The 12,784-nt window shown below is 41.3% G+C and carries 14 protein-coding genes; 2 read left to right on the top strand and 12 right to left on the bottom strand.

Going from position 1 to position 12,784, the window contains the following annotated elements; all coding sequences use genetic code 11:
• Nucleotides 1–67 precede the first annotated feature (67 nt).
• From HHA41_RS05230 to acnD, 9 genes are all read right to left on the bottom strand, one after another.
• Entirely contained in the window at nt 68–433 is a 366-nt protein-coding gene (locus HHA41_RS05230) for a DUF488 family protein (protein ID WP_168460828.1), read from the bottom strand.
• Nucleotides 434–548: 115 nt separating this feature from the next.
• Nucleotides 549–926: a ribonuclease E inhibitor RraB gene (locus tag HHA41_RS05225; RefSeq protein WP_168418128.1), complete on the bottom strand. Its 378-nt coding sequence runs from the start codon at nt 924–926 to the stop codon at nt 549–551.
• Between the two features lie 166 nt (nt 927–1,092).
• A complete protein-coding gene (locus HHA41_RS05220; RefSeq protein ID WP_168460826.1) occupies nt 1,093–2,043 on the bottom strand; it encodes a DUF5660 family protein in 951 nt (316 codons plus the stop codon).
• A gap of 259 nt (nt 2,044–2,302) precedes the next feature.
• Nucleotides 2,303–2,968: an RluA family pseudouridine synthase gene (locus HHA41_RS05215; RefSeq protein ID WP_168418126.1), complete on the bottom strand. Its 666-nt coding sequence runs from the start codon at nt 2,966–2,968 to the stop codon at nt 2,303–2,305.
• A 131-nt stretch (nt 2,969–3,099) separates the two neighbouring features.
• Nucleotides 3,100–3,813, bottom strand: a complete 714-nt coding sequence (locus tag HHA41_RS05210) for an SIMPL domain-containing protein (RefSeq protein WP_168418125.1) — start codon at nt 3,811–3,813, stop codon at nt 3,100–3,102.
• 96 nt (nt 3,814–3,909) lie between these two features.
• Nucleotides 3,910–4,161 (bottom strand): DUF6868 family protein, encoded by a 252-nt coding sequence (locus tag HHA41_RS05205; protein ID WP_168418124.1) that lies wholly within the window; start codon nt 4,159–4,161, stop codon nt 3,910–3,912.
• Nucleotides 4,162–4,732: 571 nt separating this feature from the next.
• Nucleotides 4,733–5,305 (bottom strand): DUF4126 domain-containing protein, encoded by a 573-nt coding sequence (locus HHA41_RS05200; RefSeq protein WP_168460824.1) that lies wholly within the window; start codon nt 5,303–5,305, stop codon nt 4,733–4,735.
• A 105-nt stretch (nt 5,306–5,410) separates the two neighbouring features.
• Nucleotides 5,411–5,554, bottom strand: coding sequence for a zinc ribbon-containing protein (locus HHA41_RS05195; RefSeq protein WP_004972403.1), 144 nt, complete (start codon nt 5,552–5,554; stop codon nt 5,411–5,413).
• 250 nt (nt 5,555–5,804) lie between these two features.
• A complete protein-coding gene (gene acnD / locus HHA41_RS05190) occupies nt 5,805–8,411 on the bottom strand; it encodes a Fe/S-dependent 2-methylisocitrate dehydratase AcnD (RefSeq protein WP_168418122.1) in 2,607 nt (868 codons plus the stop codon).
• A gap of 257 nt (nt 8,412–8,668) precedes the next feature.
• On the opposite strand from acnD, the gene HHA41_RS05185 reads away from it, so the two are divergent.
• Together HHA41_RS05185 and HHA41_RS05180 are read left to right on the top strand one after the other, a co-directional pair.
• On the top strand, nt 8,669–9,391 hold the full coding sequence (locus HHA41_RS05185; RefSeq protein ID WP_168460821.1) for a folate-binding Fe/S cluster repair protein: 723 nt from the start codon (nt 8,669–8,671) through the stop codon (nt 9,389–9,391).
• A gap of 181 nt (nt 9,392–9,572) precedes the next feature.
• Nucleotides 9,573–10,379 carry a tetratricopeptide repeat protein gene (locus HHA41_RS05180; protein WP_168460867.1) on the top strand — a complete coding sequence of 269 codons (807 nt, stop codon included), beginning with the start codon at nt 9,573–9,575 and terminating at the stop codon, nt 10,377–10,379.
• A gap of 55 nt (nt 10,380–10,434) precedes the next feature.
• On the opposite strand, the gene HHA41_RS13110 is transcribed toward HHA41_RS05180, so the two are convergent.
• The 3 genes from HHA41_RS13110 to HHA41_RS05170 form a co-directional block, all read right to left on the bottom strand.
• A complete protein-coding gene (locus HHA41_RS13110; protein ID WP_228284154.1) occupies nt 10,435–11,001 on the bottom strand; it encodes a GGDEF domain-containing protein in 567 nt (188 codons plus the stop codon).
• Between the two features lie 233 nt (nt 11,002–11,234).
• The gene (locus HHA41_RS13105) at nt 11,235–11,684 is read right to left on the bottom strand and encodes a hypothetical protein (RefSeq protein ID WP_252726717.1); all 450 of its coding nucleotides are present in this window, start codon (nt 11,682–11,684) and stop codon (nt 11,235–11,237) included.
• Between the two features lie 123 nt (nt 11,685–11,807).
• Nucleotides 11,808–12,740, bottom strand: coding sequence for an AEC family transporter (locus tag HHA41_RS05170; protein WP_168460819.1), 933 nt, complete (start codon nt 12,738–12,740; stop codon nt 11,808–11,810).
• Nucleotides 12,741–12,784: the final 44 nt, after the last annotated feature.

Genomic DNA, 12,784 nt, shown 5'->3' with positions numbered 1-12,784 from the left:
CTGATTATTCATAAACTTAAAAACCTTATAAAGCATAAGGATAATGGTTGAATAATCCGATGGATTTTTACTCTAACGATGTTAAAGATTGCTCCAAAACACGCTTTAACACCACCACATGATTATGCTGTTCATCTTTTGCAGCGGTAATTAAGGTCACTTTTTGCTGCTGTGCCAGTTGAAGCAGTTCCTGTAAGGTCGCTTCCTGCTGAGTCAGTTCGAGCCGATAACGCTGTTGAAATTCATCCCAGTTTTGTTCAGGGTTTTGGTGATACCACTTGCGTAATTCAGTTGAGGGCGTAATTTCTTTAGGCCACCAACCAATTTGAGCACGCGCTTTAGTCACACCACGTGGCCACAAACGATCGACTAAAACCCGTGTACCATCTGTAGGTACAGCATCCAGATAGGCTCGCTTAATTGCAATATCCATATTGCCTCTTTCTGCTCTACAATACGCTGCAAGGCTTGATACTAAAAACCAATCCTTATGCGTCATGCAGAATTAAAAAAGCATGTGATCAACACATGCTTTTGGAAAATCAAATTTATTCTTCGTCTTCGTACTCATCTTCATCATCGTAGACGTAGGCCATACAGCCCCAACCATCATATTCACCGCCATGCTCTTCGGCAATTTTAGTGAACCATTGTTCTAAATCTACAATGTCTGAATACTCTGGTTCCATATACACATAAATGGTGATAATCCATTCAACCGCATCAGATTCTTCATCTTGAAATAATGAAATTTTTTGCTCTTCTGCCAACAAATACAACGCACATTTTTCGGCTTGTTCTTGTGTGGTAAAAGCAATGGAGTACTCAATTTCATGTGGCTCTGTCAGGTCATCCCCATCTTCATGCATTTGCCAAAGTACATTACCATTATCATCATCTGGGAATTGCTCATAGTCACGTGTCATGCGAATATCCTTGTTATCTTTTTAGCCAATATATATCTGGCAAGTGACAAAATAGTGAATTCAACATAGCACAATTTTGCCGTACTTGATCAAGTTTTCTGTATTTTGCCGCTGACTTTAGTCGGACAGCCCTACAGAGTCTGCACCTTATAGATACAACTTATCCTTAAGCATTCACTGCCAGTTTTACTGGCTGTGTGGTGTCAGTGCCCTGTTGCTTAAGGCCAATCACTAAAGATGCAAATTTTAACTCTTCAAGGCGAAGTGCCAAGTAAGATTCTAAAATTTTGCTATGTCCAAAAGATGCCGCATAGTGATTAAGCAAGGTGAAATCATCCTGCAACGCTTGTAGAGATTCCCCTAAATTATGTTGGTTCAACTGGGCTAAATATAAGTCTGCTCTGCTGTTAAATGCATGACTAAGCAATGTTACTGCACAAAGACGACGCTGCTCATCTACAAATGCACAATAGGCCATTTCATTATTTTGAATCGCTTGCATAATTTTTTGACGCACCTGTAATAAATGCTGTGCTGCATCAGACTGGCTATAGTCTTCAATTAAATGATCGAGTAACTGCTGTGCTGGCAATTGAAACGCAGGGGTATTTTCTTCAATTTTGTGATAAAGCGCGGCAGTCACCTGCTCTAACTTTTGACGTTCTTCTGCTAAATGATAAAAAGCACCCAATTGTTCTTGAGCTGCTTTTAGGGTTTTAGCTTTGGCTTTTTGTTCGTGTTCGACTAAAAAATTACTGACTTTTTCAATTTTTTGTTTGCATTGATCACGCATGTTTTCTGCTTCAGACTTGACCATTTCTACAAACATTTCAACTTGTTGGCGACGCTCCTGCACATATTGTTCAACATCTAAAATATCTTGATAATGCTGCAAACTTTCCACACGGTTTTTCAAACTCCCTACTTCTACCCGAAGCAGCGTGAGCTGATGTTCTAACTCGTTACTTTCCAGCTCATCAGTTGCCAAATTGGTACGGGTACGGTCTAAATTAGTTTGTAATGATTGAATACCTGCTGATAATTCACGGCTGCGTAATGTTTGCCAAAAAACAATCACCACAAGAACTACAATTATTGCGCCCAATATATACAACATAACTTTGCCTCCCACCCCATCGGCCTGCCCCGTTCAAGTGATGCGTTTTTCACGCAAAAATCACTTCAACCTCAAGTTGCAGCCCCAAACACTCAACACAAAAATTTTAAAATAACCAATCAACCTCCTTTTTGTGCAAGGAAAATGAAAATCTACGGTTATAGCGTTAAATTAACTAGTTCTTGGGATGAAGGCTATCCCAAATTTTGAGTATTTTCACAATAATTTGAAAAAAATGTGACTGTTAGAAAGAAAGTGATTAAAAAGGAAGCTGTGCCCGAATTTCTACAGCTTCATGACTCAACGGCTGAGTAAATGCCAAATAGCTGGCATGCAACGCCATTCGTTTTAAAGGACTTTGTTGCGGCTGAGGATGATATAACTTATCGCCTGTGATTGGGTGACCAATATATTGCATGTGTACCCGCAACTGATGCGAACGCCCTGTAATTGGCGTCAGCAATACACGGGTAATATCTTCATCGGCCCGATATTCCAAAGCCTGATACAGCGTTTGTGCAGGCTTGCCTAAATCGAAATGCACAATTTGCCGTGGGCGGTTTTCCCAGTCGGTAATTAACGGCACATCGACACTGCCTTGCCCCTCAAGCTGCCCCTGAATTAAAGCTATATAGTTTTTTTTGACCGTTCGGGCCTGAAACATTTTACTTAATGCAACTTCTGCATCACGGTGCTTGGCGAACATTAAAATACCGGATGTCGCCATATCTAAACGATGGGCAATTTTTGCACTGGGATGTTGAGCTAAAACCCTTAAATAGGCACTGTCCTGATGTTCAGGCAAACGTCCCGGCACAGACAACAAACCTGCGGGCTTATCAATCACCAGCAAATCATCATCTTCATAGACAATTTCTAAAGGTTCTTGTGGTGGTGCATAAATAAAGTTGTCGTTTAAAGCCATGAACATACAGCATAAAAAGCGGTGCGGGCAAAATATCAAGCACAGCCCAAGCTGTCAATTCAGTCGGGCAATGTGCTTGCTTAGCTAAAACGATTAATGATGTCTGTTTCCTGATTGAGTGAGTTTGTACATTAATCTGCCAAATAATATTCTACGGTAGACACCACACGTACTTTTTTCAAATAAGGGGTGTTGCTGTCACGCTCTTCAATGCTAAATACGCCCTGATTGGCCGATTTGATTTTCCCCAAACGGCTGTCAGAATCTGCGGCAAATTTCTCTGCAACACTGCGGGCATTTTGGGTAGCTTGCTCGATCATGGCAGGTTTAATGTCATTCAACTGCGTATATAAATATTCAGTACGTTGCCCATAATCCTCACCACCAAAGGCAATACCATTCTTGCCTAAATCGACCAGACGGCTTTGTGCACTGCGGACTTTATCTATACTTTTGGTATAGACCGTAATGGTTTGATGCGCGGTATAACGCAAGGCAACATTACCATCTCCACCATATTGCTGGGCGTATTTATCGGTAATCACGGGTGCGGCAATGGTAATTTCTTCCGCAGCAAAACCTTCATTTTTTAAAAAGTTTTGAATTTGTGCAGTCTGGCCTTGCATGGTGTCATACAAAGCAGCCAAATCTTGACTGGCTGCGCTAAAACGAATGGGCCACACGGCCACATTGGCTTTGACTTCACGCTCAGACAAGCCTTTGACCGAAACCACACGCTCATATTGCTTAATTTTCAGTGCACTGTTGCCCAAAATCCAACCTGCCAGCACCATTCCCAAACAAATCAGCCCACCTAAAATCAGTGCGGGTTTTAATTGATTCATGTTTGTAAACTCCTTGAATTGTGGTCTTTCAGCCTTGCTGTGACTACATCTTATATTTTAAAGGTGCTTTAAAATGCGGTATTTCTGTTGTGGTATTTAAGGTCGCATCATATACAGCGCAATGAGCGGAGCAATATTGAACAGCAATACCCCTATTTTATAAACTGCCATACCACCATAATGAATCGCATCAAAACTTGAATCGGTGAGTTTGAACCATTTGCCATGTAACTGTCGAAGCCAGTTATGTGCAAATATCAACACCACAAACCACAGCATTAAAATAGCGTAATTAATCAGTGCACAAGTCAGTAAAAATCGACACCAAAAATCGTAATCAACACTCATATCACACCTGTTTAGATGCAGATTACAAGCTCAATTTAGCAGATTTAGATAAGTGACTTGATGGGAGTTTTGTAGCGAATGTTTACAAGAGATTTAAATTTAAACTGATATTTTATTTAGATTTTTATAATTTTATGGCTGTTATTTTAAGTTGTTATTTGTTTTGAAAATTCTTGAGGGTGTTAGGGAAAACAACTGTGGTTTACTTCAACTATCATGCTGGATAAGCCATGATCTTATAGCCTATAAACTTTTAATCTATAGCGTCCTAAGCCGAATCGAGACCTTTTGGGTAAGTACTACACGCGCGTTGTACGCAACTGGCAGCAATCTACTCTTTTCGATCCCCATCACACCCTTGAGATATATAGTAGTGATTTGAGCATGGGATTGTTTCCCCAAAATGATTTAATTTTTATATTTTTTTGAATTTTTTATTACATTTTTAACAATATTTTAAAATATTTCCCAAATAGGCAATTTTTATGCGCTTAAACCATCAAATAAAGCAGAAATATTGAATTTATTACCACATATTTTATGAAATGGTTTCAAACTGCTCCTGAAAGACTTATATCGAAGATTCTGCGACTTTCTTTTTGCCACGAATCCATCGAATAGCCCAAATTAAAGCAATGACCACCACAAACACCACTAACACAGGCACAATTAAAGACAATACCGAAAGTACTGCTGCACCAATCCACTCTCCTGTAGAAACGATAGGATTCGCAACTCCACCTGTAGTTGCAGTCGATACCCCACGTACCGCAACCGTGCTCATTTGCACTACACCCGCTGTACCTCCACCCACAATAATTGCCGAAGCCCAACTGGCAAATTGCGACATTTCGCCACTGCTTACTGCCATAGTGGTGAGTGTTCCTGCAATCATGGCAGCAGGTGTGGCAACGGTGTCGAGCATATTATCGACCCACGGCACATAATATGCGGCTATTTCACTGACTGTTGCTACAGCCAAAGCTAGACAAACAGCAGGCATTGCCAGCCATTCAAAACCTTTTAAAGGTTCAAACCACCCCATCAGTGCTGCAACACTCATAACCAATAATGGTACGAAAACCCGAAAGCCACTGGCAGCACTCAGACCAATGCCAACACATAAACCGAGTATTGTTTCCATGCTGTGCCTCATTGTTTGTGGTTTCTATGGCTAAAATAGCAAAAAGCCCCATCGGGTGATAGGGCTTTAGATTAAAAACAGGATCAGCTGTTTTTGTCGTGTAGCTTAGGCAACCTTGTTGTTATATTGGGTGCCATGGCATTTGGTACACGGTGGTAGACGGTCTGTACCAATTTCTAAGTAAACGCGATGCCCGCATTGGACACAAAAATAGAAGCCTGTTCCTGGTTTATCACCTGCAGTTACCATCTTTGTTCTCCGTGTGGTTTAGAAATGGTCAATCCAGTATATCTATTCTGTGATGATTGTCTATTGTCCATTTTGACAGGTGATGATGGCAATTGGGCTAAGCATGATTTAGGCAGAAAATTAAGTCAGGTTTACAAGGAGTTTGCCTATGTAACCTAAGACAATCCCCATCTCAATAAAAAAAAGACCCTATCATTTGGATAAGGTCTTTTTGTAAAAATAATTAACTAGATCATTTTAGATCAAAGCATCAAGCCACATTCCCTTCCAAGAAGTCCTGTGCAAAACGTTGCAATACACCGCCCGCTTCATATACAGACACTTCTTCTTCGGTATCTAAACGGCAAGTCACAGGCACTTCAATCATTTGATTTTTGCCGTCTGCAGTTGAACGCTCAATCACCAAAGTTAAGTCTGAACGTGGCGCAATATTACCCATCACGCTATAGAGTTCTGTACCATCCAAACCTAAAGTTTTACGGTTTACACCCGCTTTAAACTCAAGTGGCAATACGCCCATGCCCACCAAGTTGGTACGGTGAATACGCTCAAAACCTTCAGCGACAATCGCTTCCACACCAGCAAGACGCACACCTTTTGCAGCCCAGTCACGGCTAGAACCCTGACCATAGTCAGCACCCGCAATAATAATTAACGGCTGTTTACGGTTCATATAGGTTTCAATCGCTTCCCACATACGCATTACTTCGCCTTCTGGCTCAACACGCGCTTTAGAACCTTGCTTAATTGTGCCGTCTGAACGTACCACCATTTCATTAAACAATTTTGGATTCGCCAAAGTTGCACGTTGTGCCGTCAGGTGATCACCACGGTGCGTTGCATAAGAGTTGAAATCTTCTTCTGGCAAGCCCATTTTTGCCAAGTACTCACCTGCTGCCGAATCTAAAATAATCGCGTTCGATGGAGATAAATGGTCTGTGGTGATGTTATCGCCCAAAATAGCCAAAGGACGCATATTGGCTAAAGTACGCGGTGCCGCCAATGCACCTTCCCAATACGGCGGACGACGGATATAAGTACTTTGTGGACGCCAGTCATATAGCGGACTTTCGGATTTTTCAGACTCGCCCAAATCAAACATTGGGATATACACTTGGCGGAATTGTTCAGGTTTAACTGACTCTTTCACCAAAGCATCAATTTCAGCATCAGATGGCCAAATATCTTTTAAGTAAATTGGGTTACCATTTTGATCGGTGCCTAATGCATCTTTTTCGATGTCAAAACGGATGGTGCCCGCAATCGCATAAGCCACAACCAACGGTGGAGATGCTAAGAAAGCTTGTTTCGCATACGGATGGATACGACCATCGAAGTTACGGTTACCTGAAAGCACCGCAGTCGCATACAAGTCACGGTCAATAATTTCTTGCTGAATAGCTGGGTCTAATGCACCAGACATACCATTACAGGTAGTACATGCATAGGCCACAATACCAAAGCCAAGTTTTTCTAAATCTTTCAGTACGCCTGCTTCTTCTAAATATAAAGCAGCGGCTTTAGAACCGGGTGCAAATGATGATTTCACCCAAGGCTTACGCACGAGTCCTAATTCATTGGCTTTACGTGCCAATAAACCTGCTGCTACGGTATTACGTGGGTTTGAGGTATTGGTACAAGAGGTAATGGCCGCAATAATGATCGCACCATCTGGCATTAAGCCATCGCTACGTTGCTCAACTACACCTGCAATGCCTTTTTCTTTCAAGTCTGCAGTAGATACACGCGCATGCGGATTAGATGGGCCTGCAATGTTACGCGTTACCGTTGAAAGATCAAAACGTAACACACGTGGATACTCTGCCTGAGTCATATCAGATGCCCAAAGACCAATTTCTTTGGCATAGTTTTCAACCAGTTTTACCTGCTCTGCTTCACGACCAGTCAAAGTTAAATAGTCGATGGTGTTTTGGTCGATGTAGAACATCGCTGCAGTTGCACCATATTCAGGGGTCATGTTGGAAATCGTGGCACGATCACCCACCGACATGCTGTCTGCACCTTCACCAAAGAATTCTAAATAAGCACCAACCACACGTTCTTTACGCAAGAACTCAGTTAAAGCCAATACGATGTCAGTTGCTGTAATACCCGCCTGACGCTGACCGACTAACTCCACACCAATAATATCTGGCAGACGCATCCAAGAAGCACGGCCCAACATTACGTTTTCAGCTTCTAAACCACCCACACCTACAGAAATGACACCCAAAGCATCAGTATGTGGCGTATGTGAGTCTGTACCTACGCAGGTATCTGGAAATGCCAGACCTTCACGGTTTTGAATCACTGGAGACATTTTTTCCAGATTAATCTGGTGCATGATGCCGTTACCCGCAGGAATCACATCTACATTTTCAAACGCAGTTTTAGTCCATTCAATAAAGTGGAAACGGTCTTCATTACGGCGATCTTCCACTTCACGGTTTTTACGGAATGCATCTGGGTCAAAACCACCATATTCCACTGCCAAAGAGTGATCGACAATTAACTGGGTTGGCACTACAGGATTCACTTTAGATGGATCACCACCTTGATCGGCAATCGCATCACGCAAGCCTGCCAAATCTACCAATGCGGTTTGACCTAAAATGTCGTGACATACCACACGTGCTGGATACCACGGAAAATCATGCTCTTGTTTACGTTCAATCAATTGTTTTAAAGATTGTTCTAAAATTGCAGGATCACAACGGCGCACCAACTGCTCTGCAAGTACTTTTGAGGTATAAGGAAGTTTGGCATAGGCGCCTGGCTGGATATCTTCAACGGCTTGACGCACGTCATAAAAATCGAGCTGAGTGCCTTGCAGCGGTTTGCGGTAGTTGTTATTCATCTGGTATTCGCCCTTACTCTATTGTTCTCAACATCTTATGGGATGATTGTTTCCACCCGTCGAAAGCATTGTACGCTGCCAAAAACCCATTTCCCAAATCTTATATATTTCATATACTTAAATATAAAAATAGTGGTTTTTGCAATAATTGGTTACATTTTAAGTAAAATTCTTGCCTGAAAAATGCATTTTTTCTAAAAATAGCGCAAAATTGACCTCATTCTTTAGTCTTAGATTTCATTCTGAAAAGGGTTTTCATGCGCGATTTAGCTTTCTGTGCTTTGAGTTTAAACGGTGTAGATGCACAAAAATTTCTCCAAGGTCAGGTGACCGTCAATGTCGAAGCTTTGGCTGAAAATACAACGTGTTATACGGCTATTTGTAGTTTAAAAGGACGTGTGCAGTTTGGTTTATGGCTCAAAAAAATCTCCTCTGAAAGTTTTGAAATAATCAGCACTGCCGACCAAGCCGAAGATTTAGCCAAACACATTAGAAAATTTGGTGCATTTTCAAAAATGCAGCTTGAGACCATCGGTATGGTCTATCCACAACTCCAAGGTCAGCAGACTGAATTTGCTGCTGAAACGACCGATATTCAGGCATGGCAACTGCAAGCCATTGAAGCAGGTCACGCTTGGATTCAAGCCGCAACCGCAGAGGTGTTTCAGCCACAGGAATTACGTTTGCATCAACGTGAAGGCGTGCATTATGACAAAGGCTGCTATTTAGGTCAGGAAGTTGTGGCTCGTTTATGGTTTAAAGCCAAACCAAAACATTGGTTACATTTAATTCAGGGTACTGGTGATGCACCTGCGCCTGCAGACAAACTGAATAATGATGTGGAAGTAGTGAACAGCCTTGCAACTGCAGATGGTTTTAAAGCTTTGGTCGTGGCTAAGCCAAGTGCTTTGGAAGAATTATCTGTACAAGTATTAGATTTACCTGAACATTTAAATGGCGATGTCGCCCGCCCACAATAAACTTAAAAATATTGCTTACACCACGAGGGAATCACAAGATTCCCTCGGTCTTTTCTGTAATCTGAATAATTCACAGTTTTTATATTTACTTTCACATTTTTCAAATTATGATGAATACATCCGCTAAAACTTACACATAAACGGAGTTGTGTGTAAAAAATAATAAGGTCAAATGAAAATGATGAAGAAACTACTCATTGTGGGTGCGATTGCCCTATCTAGCAGCATCAGCATGGCAAATAGCAACATTCCAACCGATCCTGCTTTTGCAAAGATTGAACAATTAATGCAAGCCAATAAAGTCAAAGATGCCTATCAGGAGTTAGAAAAACTGTCCAAAGCTGGCAATGCTCAAGCCATGTATAACTTGGGTTATTTAACCCAAACAGGGCAAGGCACCGCTAAAAATGAAAAGAAAGCCCTACAGTTGTACGAGCAATCTGCTCAAAAAGGCTACCCTGTTGCGCATTATGTGTTAGGTAAAAACTATCTGACGGGTGCTTTGGGTTTAAAACAAGATACTGCCAAAGCTAAACAGCATTTACAAAGTGCCTCTAAACTAGGTTTTCACGATGCAACTGTAGATTTAGCCGTTGTATATTTCTCAGAAAATACGGCAGCGTCCGATCAACAAGGACTAAAGTTATTACAGCCTTTAATAGCGAAGGATCACTATCAAGCCATTCATGCCAAAGCTTTATACGACATTAGCACGGGCTTTAAAAACAAAAATGAAACACCAATTAAACAAGGTCTACAAAGTATCCAAAACTTGGCACAAAAGGGCTATATTCCTGCGCTCATGGCGGTGGGCAATATGTTTGTGAATGGCAATATCGTGCCACAAAATTTACCTGAGGCGAAAAAGATTTTTGCATCATTGGCACAGGAAAATGTACCTCAAGCCAAAGAGTCACTGGCTGCGGTAGAAAAAATGATGGCCGATCAAGCCAAAGGTTCAAACAAAGCTGCAGCCAAGAAAAGTTAAAACTCGGACTTAGTGAGCATAGCGCACACATTCAGCCAGTTCATCTGTCAGTGCGCTATCTTACCAACTCAAGACGCTCGCAAGATGCCAAATCTAAGTCGTCATAATGCATCACACAATTCCGCCCCTGATATTTGGCGGTATACAGTGCCAAGTCAGCTTGTTTGATCAATGGCTCCAAATTACACTGTGCGACTCCAAGTTCTGCCACGCCAACAGACACCGAAAAGTGTAATTCCTGATCTTGCAATGAGATGCCTTGTTGCGACAGCTTTTGGCGTAAACGCTCTGCTATTTTCAAGGCATCCTGTTTGGTCGTATGCGGTAAAAAAACAATAAATTCCTCTCCACCAAAACGAGCCAAAATATCCCCCTGTCGCATTTCACGTTGTGACACTTCTGCAATGCTACGTAGTACCCGATCACCTACATCGTGCCCATAGGTGTCATTGATGACTTTAAATCTGTCGACATCAAAAATCAGTAAAGCCGCCGTACCCTCATAGCAACTTGCCTGAATGAGATGCCCGACTGCATACATAAAATGGCGTCTGTTGTGCAATTGAGTCAGTTCATCTGTTTGTGCCATTTCATTTAAAATATGGTAATTCCAGTCTTCCAATAATGCTCTAAGAAAATTCTTACGCGCATTTAGGGTATTAATCCAAGCAATATATAAAAATCCTGCAAACTACTCAGACGATAGACACCATATAAAATCACCAAGCTGATCAGCGCAGAGGTGATTAAAGAACGGCGAAAATGCACTTGAATAGACAAATTCCCCAAGACAATCAAAATCACGCTGGCATATAGATATGTAGAAATCCACGCACTGGTTGAGTGTAATAAAAGTTAAAACCAAATGATTGCAGATACACTGGTCGAAAGCGGTAAAATCAGATCTAACCACTGAATTTGGCGAACATATTTAAATAAGAAAAAATTAAGACTACAACCAATAAGAATGGCCATCACACGTGTCATACCAGACAGCGCACTTACATCGGGGATGACAAAATGGTCTGCCCAGAAATAAATTAAAAATGCCAGCTGAGCGACATAATTTACTTGTTTTAAATAAGATTTTTGATGTCGATACTGAAACTGATAATAGTTGTGTTTGAATACTGCTGGAATTTTTGCAATTGGGTCTTTTAAGGCATTTTCGATAAGTTGCCGACTCTGAATATCACAATGTGAAGCATTCAAAATCGAGCGTTGTACAGAATGACTCGCTGACTGTAACAACACTTTTGAAGGTGAATTCTCTTGTGTTGTATCTGAATGTGGGGCATCTTGCATAGCCCATCCTGCAAACAATGCTATATGTCTAATATTGCTAAATAATATACAACTGCCATCTATTTTGTACACTGTTTATTCAAGTGCATTTTCAAAGTTATAACACTAAGGTCTCGTTCAGTTTTATAACCAATGGTCAGATTGGGTTAATAAAATTGCCACCATCACAAAACCTAAAATTGTGCTTAATACTAAGGGTGCCAAAGCTTTTTCATGCAAACCATAGTGCTGCCCAAAAATACCAAAGGCGATTGGCATGGGCAAAGCCGCCAATAAAGTTCCAACAAACAACATTTCACGGCTGACATCCAACATCCATAAAATGCCAAAAATCGTGAGCGGCATCAGCAGCACCTTGAGCAATACCAACACTATACTTTGCAGATTCAGCGACTGAATTTTCATTCCAACCAGACTGCCGCCAATCACAAACAGTGCCAAAGGCGAAGCGGTTTTACCCAACATTTCTAGAATTTGTGAGATAGATTGCGGCAGTTTTAAGTTTAAGAACACACACAACATGCCCAATAAAATGGATAAAATTACAGGATTTTTCAGTAAACGCTGCAAGGTTTCCAAATAAAGTTGCCAGCCTGATTTTGTTGTAGATTGCAGCCCACGTTCTGCCAAAATTAGCATAATGGCCACAATAATCAGGTTTTCTACAATTAAAGTTAAAGACAAATAAATTGCGGACTGACTGCCAATCAACAAGGTTAAAATGGCTGTGCCAATAAACCCAGTGTTGGACATAGAAGCACCCATCGCCAAAACACTGCTATGGGTTATACTTTCAGAAAAATAATGCCGATACAGTAAAAATGCACCTGCAAACAATACAATAGAACCGCCACCATACCCCAGAAAATAAGTAGGATGCCAAATTTCCGCCAAGCTCTTACTGGCCAAAGCCTGCAATAAAAATGCAGGCAAGGCAACTTTCATAACAAACTGCCCTAGAAACTGAATTGCGTTAGATTCTATAAACTGGCTTTTTACGGCGAAATATCCCAAAAGCACGACGGCACAAATGGGAAATAAAATACTCAGTAACACCCTGACATCCTTTTTCAGTGTTGCCCATATTTCTGCATGGTTTT

This window comes from Acinetobacter sp. A1 (assembly GCF_012371315.1).
Taxonomy (GTDB): Bacteria; Pseudomonadota; Gammaproteobacteria; order Pseudomonadales; family Moraxellaceae; genus Acinetobacter.
This window is presented reverse-complemented; position numbering and strand designations above follow the sequence as displayed.